The organism is Bradyrhizobium neotropicale (assembly GCF_001641695.1).
GTDB lineage: Bacteria > Pseudomonadota > Alphaproteobacteria > Rhizobiales > Xanthobacteraceae > Bradyrhizobium > Bradyrhizobium neotropicale.
Genome location: NZ_LSEF01000006.1, coordinates 50,640 through 73,423, shown reverse-complemented (window position 1 = coordinate 73,423; position 22,784 = coordinate 50,640). Strand labels below are relative to the sequence as shown.

Below are 22,784 nucleotides of genomic sequence, written 5' to 3'. Positions count from 1 at the left end.
TAGGCGGTGTGGACTCTAAGGATTCCCTTTTGAGAGCAAATCAGATTCAAGGCTTCTTTTTGGGAGGCGGCCTTGGGTGTGATGGATCGTTTGGTGTTGAGCGACGCGGCCTGGGAGCGCATGGCGCCGCTGATCATAGGCCGGCCCGACCAGAAGGGTTCGACCGGGCGGGACAACCGGATGTTCGTGGAAGGTGTGCTCTGGATCGTGCGTACAGGCTCTCCCTGGCGCGACCTTCCGGAGGCGTTCGGAGACTGGAACAGCGTATTCCGGCGCTTCAGTCGATGGAGCATCAAGGGTGTTTGGTGGCGGATCTTCGAGGCGATGTCTGATGATCCAGACTTCGAATATCTGATCGTCGATTCCACCATCGTCCGGGCGCATCAGCACGCCGCCGGGGCGAAAAAAGGGGGTCTGAAGATCAGGCGCTTGGCCGCTCGCGCGGCGGCCTGAGCACGAAGATACATATGGCCGTTCGCGGCTTGGGGTGTCCTGTACGGTTCACGCTCACCGCAGGCCAGAAGGGCGATGCACCACAGGCCGCCGCATTGATCGAGGGACTGCCGGCCGAGGTCGTCATCGCCGATACAGCCTATGACGCCGATCATTTGCGCCAAGACATCGCCGCCAAAAAGGCGCTCGCCGTCATCCCCAACAACCCGTCACGCGCCCTCAAATATCCGCTCGACAAACATCTCTATGCCCAGCGCCATCTCGTGGAATGCTGCTTCTCCAAACTCAAGCAGTTCCGCCGCGTCGCTACCCGCTTCGAAAAGACCGCCCGAAATTACCGAGCCGTCGTCACTCTCGCTGCCATCGTCCTATGGATGCGATAAGTGTCCACACCGCCTAGAGCGCTCTGGAGATCACTTCCTTCATCATTTCGCTGGTTCCGCCGTAAATCCGCTGCACGCGAGCATCCGCATACATGCGTGCGATGAGATACTCGTTCATGAAGCCGTACCCGCCGTGTAGCTGCAAACACTCGTCGATGACCTTGCCCTGCTGTTCCGATGCCCAGAGCTTAGCCATCGAGGCCGTCGCCGCATCGAGCGTCCCGGAAACCAATGCTTCGACGCACTCGTCTATAAAGCTGCGCGTCACCTTTGTAATCGTTGCCAACTCGGCCAGCCGATACTTGGTATTCTGGAAGTCTGCGATCGACTTTCCGAACGCCTTTCGTTGCCGAACAAAGGCGAGCGTCGCCTCGACTGCACCCTCCATTGCTGCCACCGCCATGACACCAATGATCGTGCGCTCATACGGCAGATCCGACATCAGTTGATAGAAGCCGCGCCCCTCCGCGCCGCCGAGTAGGTTCGAGGTCGGCACGGCGACGTCGTCGAAGAACAGTTCGGAAGTATCCTGCGCTTTCAGTCCGAGCTTATCGAGTACACGGCCGACCCTGAATCCTGGAGATTTTGCCGTCTCGACCAGGATGATCGACATTCCGCTCGCCCGCTCGGCCTGATTGGTCTTCGCAACGACGAGCACCAAGCCCGCAAGAAGACCGTTGGAAATAAACGTCTTTGAGCCGTTGATGACGTAGCTATCGCCGCGCTTTTCAGCGCGGGTTCGAATGGATTGGAGATCCGAGCCCGCCCCCGGCTCGGTCATCGCGATGGCGCCGACGAGTTCTCCGCTCGCCAAGCGCGGCAAATATTCGCGCTTTTGCTCCTCCGTCCCGTGATTCAGCAGATAGTGCGCCACGATCGTGTGGACCGACGGGTTCATTCCCGTCAGGCCGCGGCGCGCCATTGCGTCGTAGAAGATCGCTTCGTGCCGAAAGTCGCCACCGCCGCCGCCATATTCGGTCGGAATGTCCGAACAAAGAAGCCCGAGCGCGCCCGCCTTCAGCCAGAGTTCATGGCCGACATTGCCGCGTTCGCGAGCTTCTTCGTCCAGCGGCGCCATTTCCCTGTCGACGAAGCGGGAAACGGTGTCTCGATACATCTCAAGGTGAGAATCGAGCCAGGAGAGTCGATAGTTGATCATGCGTGCTACTCATCGCTTCTTACGAACGCAACGATTGCGTTCGCTGCCGCTTGGATTTCGCATTTATCCAAGCGCTGCCGATTGCGCCCGCCGCGCATGCCTTTCGACAAAGGCGAGCCTTGATATGTGGTGTCGAAGGCATGCGCCGCAATTCACTGCGAGTGGCTCAGTCGGCCGTATCCCCGTTGATCACGTCTCCGAACAGCTCCCACTTTTCGCCGCTAAAGCGCATCAGCCGAAGTTGACTGATCGGAGCAAAGTCGGTCGGCGAGGTGTTCACGTAGATTCCCGGCAAGAGCGCTTCAGTCCGCCAATCCTTTAGAGACGCAGCCTGCTTCATGACGTTCTCGCGAGTGAGATCGTCGCCGCATTGCTTCAACGTCTGGGCCAGCGTCTCTGCAAGCGCGTAGCCGGTGATCAGCAAGATGTCGCGCTTGTTGCCTTCTGGATAATACTTGCTCAGAAAGCCCTGAAACTCTTTCATTCCGGGATCATTGTCCCACTGCGGATCCGCCGGATCCTTCAAGTAGGTAGCGGAAATGATGCCTTGTGCGTTCTCAAAGCCAGCAGGCTTGATCACGCTACCGACCGACGCCGAGACGTTGCTGAGGATGTGCAGCGGCTTCCAGTCGACTTCGGCAATCTTCTTGATTGCCTGAGCCGCAAACTTGGGAGAGCTGATATCGACTAAGGTGTCGGCCCCTGTCGCCTTGAGCTTGACGATGTGACCGTCGATCGTCGGCTCTGACGTTTCGTAGCTTTCCTCGGCGACAATCTGAGCACCTAACTTGTCCTTGAGGCCCTTCAGGTAGTCTTTTCCGAGGTCGTCGTTTTGATAGAATACGGCGACTTTGGCGTTTGGCTTTTCTTTGAGGATGTACTTCGCGTAGGCGCGAGCCTCGCTCTGGTAGGAGGGTTGCCAGCCCGTAGTCCAGGGGAAGTTCTTGGGATCGTTGAACTTGGTTGCGCCCGCCGCGACGAAAAGCTGCGGGACCTTCTTGGAGTTCAAGTACTTCTGGATAGCCGTGTTGTTGGCTGTGCCCAGCGGATCGAACATGAGCAGAACTTCGTCGCTCTCCACCAGCTTGCGCGTCTGCTCGACAGCCTTGGGAGGCGAGTAGGCATCGTCATAGCTGACGAAGTTGATCTTGCGGCCGTTGATGCCGCCCTTGTCGTTGATCATCTTGAAGTAGGCGGCCTCCACCTGGCCGATGACACCATAGGCAGATCCTGGACCACTGTACGGCATGAGATTGCCGACTTTGATCTCGGCGTCGGACGCGCCAGTGTCGTATTTTTTTTGGGCCAATGCTGCGCCCGAGGCGAATACAATGATCGATGTCGCCAAAGCGAACGTCCCTATAGTCTTCACAAACATCTCACTTCTCCTTGTTGCGTTTCACTTTTTTGGTTTGGCGATTCAGCCTTAGCTTGGGATCGCCGAATGGAAGACCCGACAAGCTCGGTGAAGGGGGCTTGGAAGATCATCCCAAAGCTTCGACGATGGTGACGTTGGCAATGCCGCCGCCCTCACACATGGTCTGAAGGCCATATCGCTTACCGCGAGTCCTCAGGGCGTGGACCAGAGTTGAGAGGAGTTTTGTACCCGAGGCGCCGAGAGGGTGACCGAGTGCAATTGCGCCGCCGTTGACGTTGAGCTTTGCAGGGTCCGCCTCGATCGCCTGAAGCCATGCGAGGGGCACCGGCGCAAAGGCCTCGTTGACCTCGTAAAGATCGATGTCGCCGATCTTCATTCCGGCTTTCGCAAGAGCCCGGCGGGTTGCGTAGATCGGCTCCTCGAGCATGATGACGGGGTCGCCGGCGGTCACCGTAAGACCGACGATGCGGGCGATCGGCTTCAGATTGTGTTCTTTGAGAGCCTTTTCGCTGACGACCAGCGCTGCGGAGGCACCGTCGCAGATCTGGCTTGCATTGGCGGCGCTGACGACACCGCCCTCCTTCAGAAGCTTCACCGAGCCGATCGACTCCAGCGAAGCGTCGAAGCGAATGCCTTCGTCCTCGGTGTGCTGGCCCTCTTCGATCTTGAGGGGAACGATCTCGTTCCTGAAGGCTCCGGATTTCGTTGCCGCTGCTGCGCGTCGATGGCTTTCGAGGGCAAACCTGTCCAGGGTCAGCCGGTCGAACCCGTACTTCTTGGCGATCATCTCGGCGCCCTCAAACTGGCTGAAGGATTCCACGCCAAATCGCTTCTGGATCCGATCACTGATCGGACCGATTCCAATGCCTTCCTTCTGGTGCAGCGAGATGTTGGAGAACATCGGCACGCGGGTCATGCTTTCCGCGCCGGCCGCTATCACGACGTCCTGAGTGCCGGACATCACCGCCTGGGCGGCGAACTGAACCGCCTGCTGAGAGCTGCCGCATTGCCTGTCGATCGTGACGGCCGGGACGGACCCCGGAAGCCTGGAGGCGAGTACCGCATTCCGCCCGAAGGCAAACGCCTGCTCGCCGGCCTGCGTCACGCAGCCCAGGATGACGTCCTCGACGGCCCCTGGATCGATTCCGCAGCGATCGACGACCGCGTTGAGCGTCTCCGCCGCCATGTTGGCGGGGTGCCATCCGGCAAGCTTGCCGTTGCGCCTGCCGCCCGCCGTCCGTACCGCTTCGACAATATAAGCTTCTGCCATGGCCTGTTCCTTTCATCCGTTTGAATTTCGACGCGCGGCGAACCCAGCTACGCGACGGCGCGATTCATCCGATCTGCCAAGCTCGGCTATGCTTTGCGTCTCCCGCTGAAGCTGTGCCTCCAACGTGCTATCGTAGCTTTCAAGCAAGAGACGGCGTGCGGCGCCGAGCGCCGCGACGGGTTGTGCTGCAAGCTTCGCCGCGATGTCGGCGCCGGCGGCAGCCAACTGCTCGTCTTCGACAACGCGCGTAACGAGACCAATCCGCGCTGCCTCGTCGCTCGATACGCGCCGGTTGGACAGGATGATCTCCTGCGCCCGCCTGAGGCCAACCACCCGCGGCAGCAGCCAGCTCATTCCTCCGTCCGGACTGAGGCCCAATGCGGTATAGGCCGCGCTGAAATGTGCAGAGCGAGCCGCCAACGCGAAGTCGCCGATCATCGCCAGGCTCATGCCGGCTCCGGCTGCGGGCCCGTTCACGAGGGTGATCAACGGCTTTCGCATTCGCATGAGGCGCACGATCGCGGCATGCAGCGTTCCCGCCAGGTCCTGCAAGAAGGCAGACACGTCGTCGCCGGCCGCGGCGAAAGCACCGACGTCGCCGCCCCCGCAAAAGAGCTTTCCCCGGCCGGTCAGAATGACGCAGCGAACGTCGTCATCTTCATCGCATCGCTCGGCGGCCTTCAGAAGAGCGAGGGCCATGGCAGGGTCAATCGTGTTGCCCTGGTTCGGGCGCGACAGGGTCAGCGTCGCAATCTTGTCGACGCACGACAGTTCGACCGGACCGCTCATGACGGCTCCTCCAGGGCGCGGACCGCCAGCGCCGTCAACTCGGGAAATGCCTTTCCGCGCTCGATGGCCTGCGCCGACGAAGCCGTTCCGCGCAACGCGCGGCCGGCTATGCCGTGCATGATCGCCGCCAGCCGAAAGAAGTTGAAAGCGACATAGAACTGCCAGTCCGCAATCACTTCGCGGCCGGTCGCCCGGCAATACCGGTCGATGTACTCTGCTTCGCCCGGGATATTGAGAGCAGCCAGATCCGCGCCCGCGAGGCCGGCAACGATGTGCGGAGGCATGCGGTACATCATCGCGTGGTAGGCGAAGTCCGCCAGAGGATGTCCGAGAGTCGACAGTTCCCAGTCGAGCACCGCGATGACGCGCGGCTCGCTCGCATGAAAGATCAGATTGTCGCAACGGAAATCGCCGTGGACGATGGAGACTTCGTCGCCGGCGGGAATCATCCCCGGGAGGTCTCTGACGAGGTGATCCATGTTCGCGTCGCGACCGGCCTCCGGATCGTCCTGATACTGACGCGTCCAGCGACTGATCTGGCGCGCAAAGTAGCTTCCCGGTTTTCCGTAATCGCCCAGACCGATCGATGCCGGGTCGACGGAGTGGAGTTGCGCGATCACGTCGCACATGGCGTTGAAATAGGAGGGACGCTCTTCCCGGCTCACTCCAGGGAAGGTCGCATCCCAGAAGATCCGGCCCTCCACGAGCTGCATCACATAGAATTCGCTCCCGATAACGGACTTGTCGGCGCAATACCCGTGGATGCGCGCCACCGGAAACCCAACTTGCGACAGCGCGCGCTGTACGCGTGCCTCGCGGTCGACCGCGTGCGCGCCCGCGACCAGCGGCCCCGGCGGCTTCCGCCGGAGCACGTAAACGCCGTCCGCGGATTGGATACGATAAGTCGGATTCGACTGGCCTCCCCTGAATTTGGAGGCGTTGAGAGGTCCTCGAAACCCCTCGACGTTTGCCGTCATCCAGCTCGACAAGGCGTTATCGTCGAGGCGATGGGCATCGGACGGATCCACCAATCCGGAGTTTGCGGCTTCGTCGAGAGCGCTCACGGATTCGCCTTTTGCCAATCGCGCTTGATCTTCTTCGCAAGCGACCATTTGTGCACCTCGGTGGGGCCGTCGTAGATGCGAAACGCACGCACCTCGCGGAACACCTGTTCGACGATGGTTTCGTTGGTAACGCCCGAGCCACCCATCACCTGCACACAACGATCGGCCACCCGCATGAGGGCCTCGCTGACCGCGACCTTTGCCATGGAGCTCTCGTTCGTTCCCAGCGAGCCCGCATCGAGCACACTCGCGCACCAGGAGATCATCAACTCGGCCTGTTTGAGGTCGATGAGGTTGTCGGCAAGCATGAAGCCGACTCCCTCATGATCGATGAGCGTCTTCCCGAACGCCTTCCGGCGGTTGGAGTATCCGGTCGCGATCTCGTTGGCGCGGATGCAGGCGCCTCGCCAGCGCATGCAATGCGACAGCCTGGCCGGCGAAAGCCGGATCTGCGCATATTTGAACCCCTCACCCGGCTGTCCGAGCATTTGATCGGCCGGGATGCGCAAATTGCGGATGGTCACGACGGCGTGGCCGCCCGGCATGGAGCTGTCGATCGTGTTGGGCACATGATCGATGGTGATCGCCGGATCGGGCAAATCGACGAGGAACATGCATGCGCCCTCCTCGGCCTTTGCCATCACGATCCCAACCTTGGCTCCGCGTGCTCCCGTGATGAAAGCCTTGCGTCCATTCACGACCCACTGGTTGCCGTCCGGACGACAGGTCGTCGTCATCATCGATGGGTCCGATCCCGCTCCGCCCTCCTCGGCCGGTTCGGTCATGAAGAACGCGGACCGCGCGCTTCCCTCGACAAGCGGCTTTAGGAAGCGCTCCTTGATCTCGGGCGAGCCGATCTTACCCAGAAGGTACATATTGCCTTCATCGGGAGCCGCCGTGTTGCATGCGAGCGGGCCAAGCGGCGATAAACCTGTCTTGGCCAGGACGATCGCTGTCTCGCTCTGCGAGAGATGCGAACCGTCGGCCAGTATGTGCGGCGTCAATACGCCTGCCGCCCGCGCCAATTCACGCAGCTCGGTGACCAGTTCGTCTTTTGGACAGTCATGATGATCACGGCGGGGATCGCGCTCGAACGGGATCACGACCTCCCGAACGAACCGCTCAACGCGATCCGCAATCTCCTGAGTACGCTCCATGCCGACCCCGCTCATTTGGGCGCCATCCGGATTGCGCCGTCGAGGCGGATGGTCTCGCCGTTCAGCATCGGATTCGCGACGATGGATTCGACCATCTGGGCAAATTCGGATGGGTGACCGAGTCGGCTTGGGAAAGGCACCTGCTTACCCAGCGACTTCTGGGCCTCTTCAGGAAGCGACACCAGCAGCGGGGTCAGAAAGATGCCAGGTGCGATCGTCATGACCCGGATGCCGTAGCGCGCGAATTCGCGGGCCAGAGGCAGGGTCATGCCGACGATGCCGCCCTTGGATGCCGAGTAGGCGGCTTGGCCGATCTGGCCGTCGAATGCGGCAACGCTCGCGGTGTTGATGATGACGCCTCGCTCCTCCTCGACCGACTCGGCCGCATGAAGGCGCGCGGCGAACTTCGACAGGACGTTGAAGCTGCCAATCAGATTGATGTTGATCGTCCTGGCGAAGTCTCGCAGCGGCAGCGCCCTGCCATCCCGACCGATGGCTTTGCCGGGCGGACCAAGGCCGGCGCAATTGACCAGGATGCGCGCTTTACCGTGCACGCGCTCCGCGAATTCGAGCGCCTGCTCGATGCCGTCCTCGTCAGTCACATCGATTTTAGCGAAATGCCCACCGATAGCCCTGGCGTGCGCCTCCCCCAGTTCGGAGTTGAGATCCAAGATCGTCACTTTGGCGCCCGCTGCCGCAAGTCGCTCGGCCGCGGCGCCTCCAAGACCGGATGCGCCGCCCGTGACGATCGCGGCCGTTCCTTTGATGTGCATGCTGCCTTCCCTGTCTTCTCGAGGTTCAAATTTCGATTGTTATCGCGGTCGCTTCTGAGATCGTTGCCTGGGCGTTCTTGCGTAGCTGACGACTGGATCGGGCAAGGAGGGGCACAGGCTGCTAGTTCCGCTCTGCCGCGCCTCTCGCGAGGTCGCGCGCAATCACCATTCGCTGGATGTCGGATGTGCCTTCGTAGATCTGGCAAACGCGCACATCGCGATAGATTTTGGCAACCACGAAATCTTCCAGGTAGCCGTAGCCGCCGAATGTCTGCAGCGCGCCGGAAACCACCGCCTCGGCTGTTTCGGAAGCGACGAGCTTGGCCATGGAAGCTTCCTTGAGACAGGGAAGATCGGCGTCCTTCATCGCGGCCGCATGCAGCACGAGTTGGTGAGCGGCCTCCAGCCTTGCTGCGAGATCTGCAAGTCGAAACCCGACGGCCTGATGCGAGATGATTGGCGCCCCGAAACTCTTGCGCTCGCCGGCGTACTTCACCGCAGCATCGAGAGCTGCGCGTGCCATTCCCACACATTGAGCCGCAATGCCGATGCGCCCGGCCTCGAGATTAGAGAGTGCGATGGAGTAGCCCGCGCCTTCCGAACCGAGCCGCATGTCCTCTTCGACGAAAACGTCATCGAACCGAAGGGCACAAGTGTCGGATGCCATCTGGCCCAGCTTGTGCTCGACTCTTTCGACGCTGTAGCCGGGGCTGTCGGTGCGCACCAGAAAAGCTGAGACCCCGCGCTTGCCCGCGGCAGGATCGGTTACCGCAAACACGATCGCGAGACCGGCAATTCGCCCCGACGAAATGAACTGCTTGGCTCCGTTTAGTTTGTATCCACCTGCTACGCGAACGGCGCGCATCCTCAACGCGGACGCATCTGAACCGGCCTCCGCCTCCGTCAGTGCGAATGCGCCAATCGTTCGTCCGGAGATGAGGGAGGGCAGAAATCTCGCTTGCTGCGCCGGCGTGCCGTCCTTCAGCAGACCTGATACGATCAGGCTGTTCTGAATGCTCAAGATCGTAGACAGCGCACCGTCCGCCGCGGCGATTTCAATGAGTGAAGCCGCATAGGACACGTAGTCCGCGCCGGCGCCGCCGACCGCTTCGGGAGCGATCATTCCCATCAGACCAAGATCCGCAAGCCCTTCAAAGAGCCGCGACGGATACCCCCTGGCCTCTTCGTACGCACGCGCGTGGGGAGCAATGCGCTCCTGAGCAAACTTGCGCACCGCGTCGCGGATCGCGGCTTGCGTTTCATTCAGGATCACGACGCAATCCCCATCGAACCGTCACCAGGAGCGAGCACGGGACGAACGAACGAGATCGCGCCGAAGACGAGGAGAAAAGGCAACGAAGTATTTATTTTCATTGACCTTTACGCCGATCTGATCGGCTCCTCCCCCTGCTGAACATTTGCGCTTCTGCACCGGCGCTTAAAAGTGATAGTGACGTCATATTACTGACGAGCTGCCTCGTCAAGGCTTAGAGCGCGCCCCAATCACGAAGCGCTTTAGGATGTGCGTGCTGACGATTGCTTGAGGGTTCACGGCAAAGCGCGACGCCCGCCGCTGCTGATGCAGCGATTTAAGACGACACGCCGTTCGGGCGAGCACCGCCGATTGCGGCCAACCCAGCGGCTTCCGCTCCGACGTTAGTAGCCGACGCGTATTGGCGCGCGACTAATTCGGAGCAGCGGAATCTTCTTTGACCGAACCGAATACGCCTCGGTACCAGATCTTCGCACAGTGAGCCCCTATGTGTTCGATCTCGGCATCGCCTGGATCTTCCGAAGCGAGATCAAGCTTCATATAGGAAACTTGCTCCATCGTAGCGCCGAGCACTTCGGCTGCCATCTCGGGATCGAGCTCGCCGCTTAGTTCGCCCAATCCTTGAAGTCGAGTCAGCCAGGTAGAGGTACGTCTTACGAAACGGCTACGTTCCGTGACATAGAGAGACAGAAATGTCGCCTTCTCACCGCGTGCCGCAGCCTCCCGCATGACACGCAGCAGCTTGCGGTGCCGGGCATAGATCTTGAGATAAGCGATGGTATTCTCAACAAACTCCGCCTCGGTTGCCTTCAACGAGCGACCAATCCTGCGCTTGCTCGCGACGTAAATCTCGTCCACCAGCGGCTTCAACACGGCCAGCAGAATTTCGTCCTTGTTTCGAAAGTGCCGGTAGAAGTTGCCGTAAGACGTGCGGGCAATCTTGACGATGTCCTCGACTCGCGTGGCCTCATATCCTTTGCGCGCGAATACACGTGCCGATGCGTTGAGCAGGCGCTCACGCATCGCTGCCCCCTTCGCCGTCGCAGGAGCTAAGGGCTCCAAGGCAGAATCATCGGTCTCCAGCATTTGCCATCCATAGCAATACGGTCCCTTGACCACCAGTCCGCGATCAGTAATGTGACATCAATATCAGTTCTTGTTCAAGCCAGAACTTCAAGAGGATCAAGGGGCGGGAGGCGCGAAAGGCGTTGCTTAACTTACTGGCTTAGTCGGTAGAGCGCCATTGCAACGGCAGGCCGACCTCTGGCGATCAACTCGACGACCAAGAACTTCGTCAGCGCATTCCATTCGAAATCCCAACTCCGCCTCTTCCTCGGAAGGGCAACATCCAGGGAGTGTTGATGTACCCGGGAACCCACGCACTTGCACATCCGGACCGCCCTGCTCTCATCATGACGGCAACCGGTGAGGTCGTGACTTACGCCGAATTGGAGGATCGGTCACGGCGAGTTGCAAATTGGCTCTTCGACGCGGGCCTGCGGCCCGGTGATGTCGTCGGCGTCCTCTCCGACAACAGCGCTTGGATCTTCGATATCTATTGGGCCACTCAGCGTTCGGGCCTGTACCTGATGCCGATAAACTATCGGTTGAGCCCTGACGAAGTCGATTACATGCTCTCCAACTCCGGCGCTGCCGCGCTCTTCGTAGGCCGCGGCGGAGTCGAGACGGCCTCAAGACTTGGCAGACATGACCAGCTCAAGCGTCGCGTCAGTCTCGAAGGAGATTTGGTCGGGTACGAATCGTACCAGCAGCTGTTGAAATCGGCTCGCGCCATCATGCCATCTTCGCAACCGCGTGGCGCCGACATGCTGTACTCTTCCGGCACGACCGGCAGGCCTAAAGGCGTAAAGCATGCGTTGCCGGAGCGACAGGTTTCCGAGCCCGGAGACACGATGGTGCAGATGTTCTCGTCAAACTTCGGTTTCGACGAGAGGGCTATCTACCTTTCTCCTGCGCCCCTCTATCATGCAGCACCACTCCGAACCTGTGCGACGGTCCAAGCGCTAGGTGGTACCGCGCTAGTGATGGACAAATTCGAGGCCGAGGCGGCTTTGGCCGCCATCCAGGACTACAAGGTGACCCACAGTCAGTGGGTCCCGACTATGTTCGTCCGGATGCTCAAACTGCCCGAGTCAGTGCGTGGTGGGTATGACATCAGCAGTTTGCAGGTCGCTATTCATGCTGCCGCACCGTGCCCTGTTGAGATCAAGCGCGAAATGATGAATTGGTGGGGTCCGGTCTTGTGGGAATACTATTCGGCCACCGAAATGAACGGGATGACGGTGATTGGGCCAGACGAATGGCTCAAGAAGCCAGGTTCTGTAGGCCGCGCCGCGCTCGGAAAAATTCACATCTGCGACGAGGAAGGGAGCGAACTGCCGACCGGTCAGACGGGCGTCATCTATTTCGAACGCGACAAGATGCCTTTCGTCTACCATGAAGAGCCGGAAAAGACACGAGCCGCGCAGCATCGCGCGCATCCGTACTGGACCACTGTCGGCGATATCGGACGCGTCGATGCGGATGGCTACCTCTTTTTGACCGACCGCAAGGCGTTCATGATCATCTCAGGCGGGGTCAACATATACCCTCAAGAGATCGAGAACGTTTTGGTTCTTCATCCGGCTATCTCCGACGTAGCGGTGATAGGCGTTCCGGACCCAGAGATGGGTGAACAGGTGAAAGCTATCGTTCAATTGATGCCCGATGTGGAAGGGACCGCCCAGTTAGCGGATGAGATTGTCACCTTCGTAAAGTCTCGAGTGGCGAGCTACAAAGCTCCCCGCAGCATCGACTTCGTAAAGGAGGTGCCGCGCTCTCCGACGGGCAAGCTTATGAAGCAGGAACTGCGTAAGCGCTATTGGCCAGAGAAAGCGGCTTAAGCGGCAAGTAACAGGGGGGCAGCTTCAGGCGGGGCTCATTCACTGCTTCGCCATGCTCCAGCCGCGCGTTGGGCTTGCGGATCAGTTCCTCGGCTGCCCTCGATCACAATGCCCGCTGGGAGACCACTTCCGCGCCGGCCTTCGCGAAGGCGTCGATCGGCGCATCCATCTTCTCCGAAGAAGATCCCAAAGCTGCCGCTCAACCCAGAGGCTGATGACCCAGCTTCACAACCATCTTCGGGTGGCGTTCGCTCAAGGCTTTCAACGCGAGCAAACTCTTCCGTTCGCTGTCCCGGTTGTCCGTGTAAGTCCCAGGCTCGACGTCGTTCTCCCAACCCCAACGCGTGTGGGCAGTGTCGCCCGTCAGGAGCACCGGACCTGTTGGCGTGCGAGCGAGATAGGAGACATGGCCCGGAGTATGTCCCGGGGTCTGGATCGCAAACAATGAGCCATCGCCGAAGACGTCGATCACCCCTTCGAATTTCCCATCCGGATCTTTCGTGAACTGGAACTCCCGAAGTGCGGGCCTTCCTTCAAGGAGGCTGTCCTCCGTCCCTTGAACGGCCATATGCACAAAGCTCGAATACTCAGGCTCACCGGGGCCCGTGTAAATCGGCACATCCTTTGGAACGTCCGGCATCCCAGAGATATGATCGAGATGCAGATGGGTCATAAAGACGCCTTTGAGCGGAACGCCCTCCGACTTGATGACCGACAATGTGTCTTGCCGGACCTGCATCCTTTGGATCTTCGCGAATTTTCTCAGCACCCAACCGATCCCCACGCTTGCGGGATCCTCCACCAGCCGCTTTGAAACACCGGTGTCGACCAGGAAGAATCCCTGCGTCGGATGCCGCACGACATGCGTGTAAACCTTGATCGGCTCCTCGTGATCCTTGAACCCGGCCTGAACGGCTTTTGGATCATTCAGGTTGAGCAATCCCGAAAGATCGGCGATCCAATCCGCGCCGACAACCGTCTTGAGCTCAATCGGTCCCGGCTGATCGATCAAGGCTTCCATGCCCGCTGAACTGATTGGCTTGCCAAGAGCGGAGGGCTTTGACGGATGCGACGTTTGCGTGCACGCGGAAAGCGCGGCGATCGTAAGGGCGCCAATGAAAAGGAGACCTGATTTACGGAGCATGATTGTTTTCCTCGTTTCTGGCGACCCTTTCGCTCTGGACAGACAGAATAGCAATCGCCTAAATTCCTATGTTGCCATACATAAATGGATGGCCCGCGGTGCCAGAGGAGCGATAGGTGGACCTACAGTGGGATGACCTCCGGATTTTTCTCGCCGTTTGCGACGCCGGGAGCCTGAGCGGCGCCGCGCGACGCCTCAGAGTGAGCCAACCCACTTTGAGCCGGAGGATTGCGGAGATGGAGCACGGGCTCGGCGAACTGCTTTTCGTTCGCAAGAACCTGGGCATCTCCTTGACGAAGGCCGGGCAGAGGCTCCTTCCCGCGGTTCAGGGAATGGCGCAATGGGCGACGGAAGCCAATCGCTCACTTGACGCGAAGACTTCATCCGTGAGCGGTCGCGTACGCATCGCGGCGATACCATCGTTCGCCTTCGATTTCCTGGCTCCGATTGCGGAAAAGCTCAAGAGAAAGCATCCACAGATCACTCTCGAAGTTCTGGCCAGCACGCAACGTCTGAACCTCTCGCTCGGCGAGGCGGATATCGCACTCCGGAGATATCCGTCCAATGATCCTGACCTGATCACCGTCGAAGAAGTTGTCGTTCCGATCGGCGCCTACGCGAGCAGGGACTACGCACGGACACTGCCCGCGAAGTACAATTTTCGCGACCTAGACTGGATCGCATGGGCGGGAGAGCGTGAGATGACGAGCCCGAATCCGGAGCTCGCGATCAGGATCCCTGACTTTCGTCCCGCTTTCACGTCTGACGATTACAGTGTGCAGGTCGCGGCCTGCCAGGCCGGCGTGGGCGCGATGATCCTTCTGAAGACCTCCCATCGGCTCAAGCGGCCGGGCGAGCTTGTAGAGCTCAAGCTCGAGCTTCCGACCTCGCTCCGCGCAGAACTCGCGATCATCTGCCACAAGCGCATGGCGGATCTACCCAAGGTCAGAACCGTCGTGGACCTGATCCGGCAAGAATTCGCTAATCTGAGGAAGAGCCAAGGCGCGAGGAAACCCTGAATGGCGACGCCAACAATCCCAAGGTCATGGCCTCGCCCCTAGGTCTCGATCTGATTGGTTTTCGAACATCGCGTAGCCATCGCGGGTCTGCGGCAGCTTCCAGCCCAGAATCTTGCTGGCGACTAGCGTGCGCAGAACCTGGGCCGTGCCGCCGCCGATCGTGAACATGCGCACGTCGCGCGCCATGCGTTCAAGCGGGAAGTCACGCGAATAGCCGCGGGCCCCGAACACTTGCAGCGCATCGTTGACGATCTTGATTGCGGCTTCCGACGCGAAGATTTTTGCCTGCGCGGCGAGCATTGGATCGGGAAACGAGCTACCACTTGGGCCGCGTGAGGATGCCGCCGCATGAAGCATCAGACGGGACGCTGTGAGCTGCGTCTGCATATCGGCAAGCATCCACTGCAGGCCCTGGAACTCGCCGATCGGCCTCCCGAACTGCTCGCGCGTCTTGGCCCATTCGACGGCGTGCTCCAGCGCTCCTGCAGCAATCCCCACCGCGACCGTGCCGGCGCCGACACGCTGGCTGTTATAAGCATTGATAAGGTCGCCGAAGCCGCGCTTGAAGCCCGATGGAGGCAGCAGGACCATGTCCGGCGTAATCTCCAGATCTTCGAACACGAGCTCGCCCTCGGGCATGCCGCAGAGCCCCATCGTGGTTTCGCGCTTGCTCATGCGCAGTCCTTCGGCTTCCCCGCGTACCGCCAGGAAGCCACCGACACCTTGTTCCTCACCACCCTCGTCGAAAACGCGCGCGAAGATCAGGTGCAGGCGTGACACGCCGGCGCCGGTGATCCAATGCTTCTTGCCGTTGAGTACGTAGCGATTGCCGCGCTTGTCAGCCCGGGTCGTCATTCCGCTCGCGTCGCTGCCCGCGTCAGGCTCCGTAATGCAGATGGCGGGCTTGTCGCCTGCCAACACGAGATCGGCGGCGCGTCGACGCTGCGCATCCGTGCCGTATGCCATGACGGTCGAGATGGCACCCATGTTGGCTTCAACGACGATGCGCGCCGAGACTGTGCACGAGCGTGCCATCTCCTCAATGACCAACACCGTATCGAGGAAGCTCCGGCCTTGGCCGCCATATTCCTTCGGAATGGTCATACCCATGAAGCGCTCGGCTTTTAGCGCTTCAACAACATCCCAGGGATACTCACGCGATTGATCGATCTCGGCACCGCGCTTGCGGAGCAGCCCGTTCGAGAGCGCAGCGGCTCTTTCCTTCAGCGCCAACTGCTCCGATGAAAGCTCCATGGCGTATCTCCCCTCAGCCACGACCCATGGCGTAGAATTCGGCGTTCGGACGCATGCTTGTCACGTTGGCGAGTCGGTTCGACAAGCCGAAGAAGGCCGAGATCGCAGCAATGTCCCAGATGTCCTCCTCGGTGAATCCGTGCGACTTCAACGTAGCGAAGTCACTCTCGGACACCTTTTGGGCCTCGGTCGAGACCCGAACGGCGAAGTCCAACATCGCCTTCTGGCGATCCGTGATGTCGGCCTTGCGGTAGTTGACGGCGACCTGATCCGCGATCAGAGGATCCTTGGCACGGATCCGCAGGATCGCCCCATGCGCCACCACGCAATACTGGCACTGGTTGAGGTTACTGGTCGCGACCACGATCATCTCGCGCTCGGCTTTGGTGAGATTGCCGGGCTTGTCCATCAGCGCGTCATGATAGGCGAAGAATGCGCGGAACTCTTCCGGCCGATGCGCGAGCACGAGAAAGACGTTCGGAATGAAGCCCGACTTCTCCTGAACGGCGAGAATACGGTTCCGGATGTCGTCGGGCATGTCGGCGAGATCCGGGACAGGGAAGCGGCTGACTGCAAGTGCTTGGGTCATGACTCTGGTCCCTAGGTTATTGCTCGTTGGAAATTGGCACGCTCACGCGGCCGCGCACCGCCCCTGCAATGAGACGATCTGCAACGCTGACGCAGGCATCGAGCGGCACGCGCTCGGTCATCGCGTCGAGAAGGGAAGGATCGAGGTCGCGGGCAAGTCGCCGCCACGCCTCGCGGCGTTCTTCGCGGGGGCACATGACGCTGTCAATGCCCGCGAGTGTGACGCCTCGCAGGATGAAGGGAGCGACGGTGACGGGCAAGCCCATGCCGGCGGCCAGCCCGCAGGCCGCAATCACCCCGCGATACTTCATCGATGCGCAGACATTGGCGAGCACCTGCCCGCCGGCCACATCGACTGCGCCGGCCCATTCTTCCTTCGCGAGCGGCTTCCCCGGTTCGCCGAACTGCGATCGCGGCAAGATGCGCTTCGCGCCCAACTTCGTGAGATAGTCCGATTCTTCTGGACGTCCTGTAACCGCGGCCACGTCGTAACCGAGCTTGGCGAGCAGCGCCGTTGCAACGCTGCCGACCCCGCCTGCTGCGCCGGTCACGAGCACCTCGCCACTTTCCGGCGTAATGCCGTGGCGCTCGAGCGCCATCACGCAGAGCGCAGCGGTGTAACCGGCCGTCCCGATGCTCATCGCTTGAGCCAAGGAAAAGATGGGCTCCAAAGGGATCAGCCAATCGCCTTTCACCCGAGCGATTTCGGCCAACCCGCCCCAGTGCCGCTCGCCCACGCCCCAGCCATTCAGCAGCACCCGGTCGCCTGGCTTGAAGTCGGCGTTCGAGGATTCTTCGACCGTCCCCGCGAAATCGATGCCAGGGATCATAGGAAATTGGCGAACAACGGGACTCCTTCCCGTGATAGCCAGCGCATCCTTATAGTTCAACGTCGAGCAGGCAACGCGAACTGTCACATCTCCCTCGGGCAACCGGTCCCGAGGAAGCTCGGCCAGTCTTACCGACTGCCGAGTGCCATCATGCTCGATCAGGATGGCTTTGAAATTCGTACCCACTCTCAGCTCCCCCTACACTTTGCGTGGACGATGGCAAAAAAGCCTTCGGCGAATACGTCGAGCGCCTCGGGGCGCCGCTCAAGCTTGGCGCGCAGCACCGCGCCCTCCCAGCCGGTCCAGAAAAACTGCGCGAGGCCTTCGCAATCGATGCCCTTGGGAATCTCGCCCGCCTCTTGCGCCGCCCGCAGACAACGGGACGTCCGCGTCTCCCAGTCCCGGAAGACGGCAGCCAGGCGTTTTCGAAACGGCTCTGGCAGAGCGCCCATCTCTTGCCCGAGATTGCCGACAAGGCAGCCGCGGCGGTAGCGGTACCGTGCCATCCCTGAACGCGCGTCCGCTATGAAATCACGGAGACGGTCAAGCGGAGCACGCTCAGCGTTGTCGAACCATCGGTCTAGCTTGCGTGCGAAATAGTCAGCGTAGGCGTCGATCAGCTCGAGACCGAAGGCGTCTTTACTGTCGAAGTAGTGGTAAAATGACCCTTTTGGCACATCTGCAGCCTCCAGGATCTCCTCAACTCCAACGGCGCTAAAGCCCTTCTCGGTCAAGATCGCCACGCCCGTGCGCAGCAGCCGTGCGCGCGGCGCGTCCGGCCGTGTTTGGTCCTTGGGCGGGCGGCCACGACGACGAGGCCCGGTTGACGCGGAAATTGGTGTCACGGCTATTTATTAGACCGATCGTCTTGTAAAATCAACCCGTCATGTCGCCGTCGAGGTTCGGCGTCCGTTGATTGCTCTTCCAAGACGTGTGCGCGTCTGGATGTTCGTTTTCGCGCCCAGACTCCCGGTCTTACTGAATGCCTCTCCAAATCTGCCCTCAATAACCAAGGGCGATGCCATCTCGGCGGGGATCAGCCCCGCCTCTGAGGAGTCCACGCTTGCGGTCGATCCAAATCGCCTGGGCCGTTCCGAGTGGATTTTGCGCTCGCGTCGGGAGATGCCCTAAGGCACGAAGCCCTTCGACGACCTTAGCCGGAACGGTCGCTTCGACGTCCAGCTGGTCGCCACGCGCGAAGATGCGCGGCTGGTCGATTGCTTCCTGCACCGACATTTCGTGATCGAGTAGATTCGACAGGATCTGGACTTGTCCAATCGGCTGGAAATGCCCCCCTGTCACACCGAACGACAGCACGCATTCGCCACCTCGCGTCAGCATCGCAGGCAGGATGGTGTGCATTGGCCGCTTGCCACCAGCAAGAACGTTGGGATGGCCGGGCTCGAGCACAAAGCCGAAGCCGCGGTTGTGCAGCAGGACCCCACATTCGGGTGCCACGATGCCGCTGCCGAAATCGTCAAAGATCGAGTTGATAAACGAAACCGCGGTGCGATCTTTATCAACGACGGACAGGAACACCGTGTCTTTGTGTTCCGGCATGGTGATCGGCGTGACGTCGGTCAGCCGCCCGCTCAGCGATATCCGGCGAGCGAGGATGTCGGCACGGGCTGACGAGGTCATGCGCTCGACCGGCACATGCCCGGCATCGGGATCGCCGACGAAGACGTCGCGCTCCGCATAGCCAATGCGGGCGATCTCGGCCAGGAGATGATAGCGCTCCACCGACACGGGAGCAAAGTCCGCGACATTGTAACGGTCGAGCAGACTTGCCATGGCCAGAGCGGCAACGCCTGAGCCATTCGGCGGACACTCCCACAGTTCAAAACCACGGTAGGACGCTGATATCGGCTTCTCGTAACGCGGCCGGAACGCGGCGAAATCCTCGACGGTGTGAAAACCGCCGAGCGAACGCAGCGCTTTTACGATGCTTTCAGCAATCCATCCCTCGTAAAACACGTCCGCCCCTTGTCTGGCGACATCCCGAAGGGTGCGAGCCAGCATCGGCTGCGCGTGCAAATCGCCGGGAGCCGGCGCTTCGCCGCGGGGAAGAAAGACGGAAGTCGTCGCAGCGAGGCGAGAGAGCTTCGGCATGTGCCTCGCCCAGTCCCTCGCGAGCCGCTCAGCGACGGGATAGCCTTTCTCCGCGGCGGCGATCGCAGGTGCGAGTAGTCGCGCGAGATCAAGTGTTCCGTAATCTTCTGCCAGGCGAGCCCATGTCCGCACGGCACCTGGAACAGTAACTGTGTGCGCACTCTCGGGGTCGAGTGTCGTCACGCCGGCTTCTGCGAGCCGTTCGACACTCGCCGCTGATGGCGCGGCTCCGGATCCGTTGAGAGCTATGACCGGCTGCCCTTCCCGCTTCAGAAGAACGAAGCAGTCCCCACCCACGCCGGTCTGGGTTGGCTCAACGACAGCAAGCATCGCTCCGGCCGCCACGGCTGCATCTATGGCGTTTCCGCCTTCGCGCAGCACGTCGATGGCAGCCAGCGTGGCTAGCGGGTGCGTGGTCGCGGCCATTCCGTTGACGCCGAATGCTTCGGAACGTCCTGGCGACTGGAAATCTCTCATGTCAGTACCAGCACCGTACGTTTCGCAATTTTGCCGATCTCACTTCCCTCGGATCTCAGCTCCGATTCGAATGATCTCTGCGCAGCCGCGGGTTAACAAAAAACGCCGGGGCAACAGCCCCGGCAAGTTTGGGAGATAGCGAGTCGAACACAGCTTCCCAGAAAACTGAGCTTGGGCCCTATCAATACTGCGGTTGAGGGCGAGAAACGCGTCTAAATGCTCTCCCATTTTGCAAGAATGTTGCAGGTTGGGGCCGCAAGTCACAAGGCCGCCTTGCGAGATGCCGTTCTGTCAGGGAGACGAATGCGGAAACTTTGTCGATGGCGATAGACGATTGATCGAAGCGCGCGACCTATTTAGTCGTTTTTTCCGTGGGCAATTTTAGGCCCATCGACGCTTTCACGCGATCCATGACCACCATCGTCTTGAAATGCTTGACGTTGTGATTCTCGAAAAACAACCGCTTGGTAAGGTCTTCGTAATCTCGCATCGAAGCGATAGTGATCACCAACAAGAAATCCATGTCGCCAGTGATGTAGTAGCATTGCTGGACTTCCGGGGTTGCAATGAATGCCTTCTTCGCAGCCTCGAGTAGATCAAGACGCTCGCTCTCGATGTGGACTTCCACGAGGATCGTGATCGGTAGACCCACGGTCTCCGGATCCAGGATGGCGACGTTGCTTTGGATGACACCGCCCTTCTGAAGCCTGCTGATCCGGCGTTGAACGGCCGCAGCGGACAGATTGACCATGTCTCCGACAGTGCGTTGCGGAGTCGTGTTGTCGCGCTGAAGAATTTCGAGGATCGCTAGATCATATTGATCGAGGTCTTGCACCCCGAGCTTCTTCAGCATCAACGCCTCCATCGTCCAGTAAGCCTCTCAAGCTAAAAGCTTTTTTGAGCCCGCGCGCAATATCTTTTCGACGAGAATCCCCGCATCACGGTCCTCTCGCCGCCCCCCTTTCGTCGACAACCCCGACCGGAGCTTGCGGCACTTCCCTCGAAATGGTGCTCCGAACTATTTCGAGTGAACCACCACAATTCGTTCGGCCAACCCCGAGAAATCGAGGGAAGATTGCATTCGGCAGCTTGAATCCGAGCGCACAACTCGGCGACGCCGCAATACTGATCATATCCGAATATGCAATTTCTTGAGGGACAAGAACCGCGACACGGGAGCGGCGACCTGTGCTCGCAGTCGGCGATTTTTCCTTTCCGGAGCTCTGATGTCTAGCGTTGCCCAGCCGGCCACGAGGGAAGATGCGATTGCCGCCGCGCGACGCTATGTCGTTGACGGCGACTTCACGGCCGAGATGGCCCCTCGCATTGCCATCCGTAGCGAAAGCCCTCGAACGGACAGCCGCGACGATCACCTTCACTACTTGAACAAGGAAATGCGTCCGCTCCTGGAGCGGATGGGTTTTTCATGCCAGGTCATCGAGAACCCGGTCGAGCAGCGTCTGCCGGCCATGTATGCCGAGCGGATCGAAGATCCGGGACGCCCCACCATCCTGATCTACGGCCACGGCGACGTTCTGTGGGGCATGAGTGGCGACTGGAAGGACGGCCGCGATCCCTGGATACTGGATGAAGCCGAAGGACGCATCTACGGCCGAGGCACTGCGGACAACAAGGGTCAGCACTCAATCAACCTCGCTGCCTTGCGCATCGTGCTGGAAAGACGCGGCCAGCTTGGGTTCAACACCAAAGTTCTCATCGAGATGGGCGAAGAGACCGGCTCGCTCGGGCTGGCCGAACTCGCGAGAAACCATCGCGATCTGCTCAAGTCAGACTGTCTTATCGCTTCCGACGGCCCCCGTTTGGCAGCAAGTGCTCCGACCCTGTTTCTCGGCGGTCGAGGCAGCGTTGGCTTTCGTCTGACCTGCGAGATCCGCGAAGGAGCATATCATTCCGGAAACTGGGGTGGCCTGCTCGTCAATCCCGGCATCAGGCTTGCCCATGCGATCGCTAGCATTACCGATCCGACCGGCCGCATCGCGATCCCCGAATGGACGCCGGACCGCATGCCGCCCGAGGTCCGCGCAGCCCTGAAGAAAATCGTCCTCGAAACAGGCCCCGACGACCCGGCAATTGACGACAAGTGGGGTGAGCCGGGCTTGGCGAGCGCGGAACAGGTCTATGGCTGGTGCAATTTCGAGGTCCTAGCCTTCCTTTGCGGCCGGCCTGATGCCCCCGTCAATGCCGTGCCGGGGACCGCTCAAGCAACGTGTCAACTGCGCTACGTCGTTGGCGTCGATCCGGAGAAAGTGCTTCCCGCATTGCGCGCGCATCTGGATGCGCGAGGGTTCTCCGACGTGAAATTCGAGGAAATCAAGGAAGACTTCTATCTTGCGACCCGGACCAACCTCGACAACGGCTGGGTACGGTTCGCCCTTTCGTCGATGGAAACGACGCTCGGTCGCGAAGCATCTTTGTTGCCCAACTTTGGTGGATCGCTGCCGAACGAGGTCTTTGCCGAGATCATCGGCATGCCGACCCTCTGGATCCCGCACTCCTATCCTTCTTGCTCCCAGCATGCACCGGACGAGCACATGCTCGTCAGCGTGGCGGAGGAAGGAATGCAAATCATGACGGGTCTGTTCTGGGATCTCGGAGAGGCGGCGATCCGAGACGGGCAACCAGTCGCATCGGCGGCGGCCTGATACGGCTGCTCCTCGCCGAGCTTTCTTAGAAGAACCGGTGATGCCGCAAGGCCCGCCCAAAGACAAAAACAACACATCACAGCCAACAGGAAGGA

The 22,784-nt window shown here is 60.3% G+C and carries 20 protein-coding genes; 4 read left to right on the top strand and 16 right to left on the bottom strand.

Going from position 1 to position 22,784, the window contains the following annotated elements; translation table 11 throughout:
• The first annotated feature begins 72 nt into the window (after window positions 1-72).
• Window positions 73-836 (top strand): IS5 family transposase gene (locus AXW67_RS39965; protein ID WP_145927316.1). Its coding sequence is split into 2 segments (ribosomal slippage): window positions 73-408 and window positions 411-836, totalling 762 coding nucleotides; the frame shifts between segments, so codons are not numbered across the junction.
• A 13-nt stretch (window positions 837-849) separates the two neighbouring features.
• Here AXW67_RS39965 and AXW67_RS00725 read toward each other — a convergent pair.
• The 9 genes from AXW67_RS00725 to AXW67_RS00685 form a co-directional block, all read right to left on the bottom strand.
• Window positions 850-1,995 (bottom strand): acyl-CoA dehydrogenase family protein, encoded by a 1,146-nt coding sequence (locus AXW67_RS00725; RefSeq protein WP_063675854.1) that lies wholly within the window; start codon window positions 1,993-1,995, stop codon window positions 850-852.
• Window positions 1,996-2,161: 166 nt separating this feature from the next.
• On the bottom strand, window positions 2,162-3,373 hold the full coding sequence (locus AXW67_RS00720; RefSeq protein ID WP_063675853.1) for an ABC transporter substrate-binding protein: 1,212 nt from the start codon (window positions 3,371-3,373) through the stop codon (window positions 2,162-2,164).
• 106 nt (window positions 3,374-3,479) lie between these two features.
• Complete coding sequence (locus tag AXW67_RS00715) at window positions 3,480-4,643, bottom strand: acetyl-CoA C-acetyltransferase (RefSeq protein WP_063675852.1); 1,164 nt, start codon at window positions 4,641-4,643, stop codon at window positions 3,480-3,482.
• Between the two features lie 12 nt (window positions 4,644-4,655).
• Window positions 4,656-5,432, bottom strand: coding sequence for an enoyl-CoA hydratase/isomerase family protein (locus tag AXW67_RS00710; protein WP_063675851.1), 777 nt, complete (start codon window positions 5,430-5,432; stop codon window positions 4,656-4,658).
• Complete coding sequence (locus AXW67_RS00705) at window positions 5,429-6,496, bottom strand: phosphotransferase (RefSeq protein ID WP_245315320.1); 1,068 nt, start codon at window positions 6,494-6,496, stop codon at window positions 5,429-5,431. The genes AXW67_RS00710 and AXW67_RS00705 overlap by 4 nt, the downstream gene beginning before the upstream one ends.
• Window positions 6,493-7,668 (bottom strand): acyl-CoA dehydrogenase family protein, encoded by a 1,176-nt coding sequence (locus AXW67_RS00700; protein ID WP_063675849.1) that lies wholly within the window; start codon window positions 7,666-7,668, stop codon window positions 6,493-6,495. Before AXW67_RS00700 ends, AXW67_RS00705 begins: the two co-directional genes overlap by 4 nt.
• Window positions 7,665-8,426 carry an SDR family NAD(P)-dependent oxidoreductase gene (locus AXW67_RS00695; RefSeq protein ID WP_063675847.1) on the bottom strand — a complete coding sequence of 254 codons (762 nt, stop codon included), beginning with the start codon at window positions 8,424-8,426 and terminating at the stop codon, window positions 7,665-7,667. Before AXW67_RS00695 ends, AXW67_RS00700 begins: the two co-directional genes overlap by 4 nt.
• Window positions 8,427-8,547: 121 nt before the next feature.
• The gene (locus AXW67_RS00690; RefSeq protein WP_201723615.1) at window positions 8,548-9,699 is read right to left on the bottom strand and encodes an acyl-CoA dehydrogenase family protein; all 1,152 of its coding nucleotides are present in this window, start codon (window positions 9,697-9,699) and stop codon (window positions 8,548-8,550) included.
• A gap of 411 nt (window positions 9,700-10,110) precedes the next feature.
• Window positions 10,111-10,785, bottom strand: coding sequence for a TetR/AcrR family transcriptional regulator (locus AXW67_RS00685; protein WP_063675845.1), 675 nt, complete (start codon window positions 10,783-10,785; stop codon window positions 10,111-10,113).
• A gap of 275 nt (window positions 10,786-11,060) precedes the next feature.
• On the opposite strand from AXW67_RS00685, the gene AXW67_RS00680 reads away from it, so the two are divergent.
• Window positions 11,061-12,602 carry an acyl-CoA synthetase gene (locus AXW67_RS00680; protein ID WP_063675843.1) on the top strand — a complete coding sequence of 514 codons (1,542 nt, stop codon included), beginning with the start codon at window positions 11,061-11,063 and terminating at the stop codon, window positions 12,600-12,602.
• A gap of 199 nt (window positions 12,603-12,801) precedes the next feature.
• On the opposite strand, the gene AXW67_RS00675 is transcribed toward AXW67_RS00680, so the two are convergent.
• Window positions 12,802-13,746: an MBL fold metallo-hydrolase gene (locus AXW67_RS00675; protein ID WP_082907705.1), complete on the bottom strand. Its 945-nt coding sequence runs from the start codon at window positions 13,744-13,746 to the stop codon at window positions 12,802-12,804.
• 116 nt (window positions 13,747-13,862) lie between these two features.
• Between AXW67_RS00675 and AXW67_RS00670 the strand changes: the two genes are divergently transcribed.
• Window positions 13,863-14,765 (top strand): LysR family transcriptional regulator, encoded by a 903-nt coding sequence (locus AXW67_RS00670; protein ID WP_063675841.1) that lies wholly within the window; start codon window positions 13,863-13,865, stop codon window positions 14,763-14,765.
• 24 nt (window positions 14,766-14,789) lie between these two features.
• Here the strand turns inward: AXW67_RS00670 and acdA are convergent, their stop codons facing one another.
• The 6 genes from acdA to AXW67_RS00640 form a co-directional block, all read right to left on the bottom strand.
• Entirely contained in the window at window positions 14,790-16,019 is a 1,230-nt protein-coding gene (gene acdA, locus AXW67_RS00665; protein WP_063675839.1) for a 3-sulfinopropanoyl-CoA desulfinase, read from the bottom strand.
• Window positions 16,020-16,032: 13 nt separating this feature from the next.
• Entirely contained in the window at window positions 16,033-16,608 is a 576-nt protein-coding gene (locus AXW67_RS00660; protein WP_063675837.1) for a peroxidase-related enzyme, read from the bottom strand.
• A 16-nt stretch (window positions 16,609-16,624) separates the two neighbouring features.
• Window positions 16,625-17,623, bottom strand: a complete 999-nt coding sequence (acuI, locus tag AXW67_RS00655; RefSeq protein ID WP_063675835.1) for an acrylyl-CoA reductase (NADPH) — start codon at window positions 17,621-17,623, stop codon at window positions 16,625-16,627.
• Between the two features lie 2 nt (window positions 17,624-17,625).
• Window positions 17,626-18,282 (bottom strand): acrylate utilization transcriptional regulator AcuR, encoded by a 657-nt coding sequence (gene acuR, locus AXW67_RS00650; protein WP_430648690.1) that lies wholly within the window; start codon window positions 18,280-18,282, stop codon window positions 17,626-17,628.
• A gap of 157 nt (window positions 18,283-18,439) precedes the next feature.
• Window positions 18,440-19,975 (bottom strand): gamma-glutamyltransferase, encoded by a 1,536-nt coding sequence (gene ggt / locus AXW67_RS00645; protein ID WP_245315317.1) that lies wholly within the window; start codon window positions 19,973-19,975, stop codon window positions 18,440-18,442.
• Window positions 19,976-20,378: 403 nt separating this feature from the next.
• Complete coding sequence (locus AXW67_RS00640) at window positions 20,379-20,879, bottom strand: Lrp/AsnC family transcriptional regulator (protein WP_063675873.1); 501 nt, start codon at window positions 20,877-20,879, stop codon at window positions 20,379-20,381.
• 373 nt (window positions 20,880-21,252) lie between these two features.
• Here AXW67_RS00640 and AXW67_RS00635 point away from each other — a divergent pair, with 373 nt between their 5' ends.
• On the top strand, window positions 21,253-22,689 hold the full coding sequence (locus AXW67_RS00635) for a M20 family metallopeptidase (RefSeq protein ID WP_063675831.1): 1,437 nt from the start codon (window positions 21,253-21,255) through the stop codon (window positions 22,687-22,689).
• The last annotated feature ends 95 nt before the right edge of the window (window positions 22,690-22,784 follow it).

Bases quoted from the DNA above. Each gene is read 5' to 3' on its own strand.
- AXW67_RS00675 (WP_082907705.1), bottom strand. From the start codon at position 13,746: ATGCTCCGTAAATCAGGTCTCCTTTTCATTGGCGCCCTTACGATCGCC.
- AXW67_RS00720 (WP_063675853.1), bottom strand. From the start codon at position 3,373: ATGTTTGTGAAGACTATAGGGACGTTCGCTTTGGCGACATCGATCATT.
- AXW67_RS00700 (WP_063675849.1), bottom strand. From the start codon at position 7,668: ATGAGCGGGGTCGGCATGGAGCGTACTCAGGAGATTGCGGATCGCGTT.
- acdA (WP_063675839.1), bottom strand. From the start codon at position 16,019: ATGGAGCTTTCATCGGAGCAGTTGGCGCTGAAGGAAAGAGCCGCTGCG.
- AXW67_RS00635 (WP_063675831.1), top strand. From the start codon at position 21,253: ATGTCTAGCGTTGCCCAGCCGGCCACGAGGGAAGATGCGATTGCCGCC.
- ggt (WP_245315317.1), bottom strand. From the start codon at position 19,975: ATGGCCGCGACCACGCACCCGCTAGCCACGCTGGCTGCCATCGACGTG.
- AXW67_RS00725 (WP_063675854.1), bottom strand. From the start codon at position 1,995: ATGATCAACTATCGACTCTCCTGGCTCGATTCTCACCTTGAGATGTAT.
- AXW67_RS00640 (WP_063675873.1), bottom strand. From the start codon at position 20,879: ATGCTGAAGAAGCTCGGGGTGCAAGACCTCGATCAATATGATCTAGCG.
- AXW67_RS00660 (WP_063675837.1), bottom strand. From the start codon at position 16,608: ATGACCCAAGCACTTGCAGTCAGCCGCTTCCCTGTCCCGGATCTCGCC.
- AXW67_RS00715 (WP_063675852.1), bottom strand. From the start codon at position 4,643: ATGGCAGAAGCTTATATTGTCGAAGCGGTACGGACGGCGGGCGGCAGG.
- AXW67_RS00685 (WP_063675845.1), bottom strand. From the start codon at position 10,785: ATGCTGGAGACCGATGATTCTGCCTTGGAGCCCTTAGCTCCTGCGACG.
- AXW67_RS00680 (WP_063675843.1), top strand. From the start codon at position 11,061: ATGTACCCGGGAACCCACGCACTTGCACATCCGGACCGCCCTGCTCTC.
- AXW67_RS00710 (WP_063675851.1), bottom strand. From the start codon at position 5,432: ATGAGCGGTCCGGTCGAACTGTCGTGCGTCGACAAGATTGCGACGCTG.
- AXW67_RS00695 (WP_063675847.1), bottom strand. From the start codon at position 8,426: ATGCACATCAAAGGAACGGCCGCGATCGTCACGGGCGGCGCATCCGGT.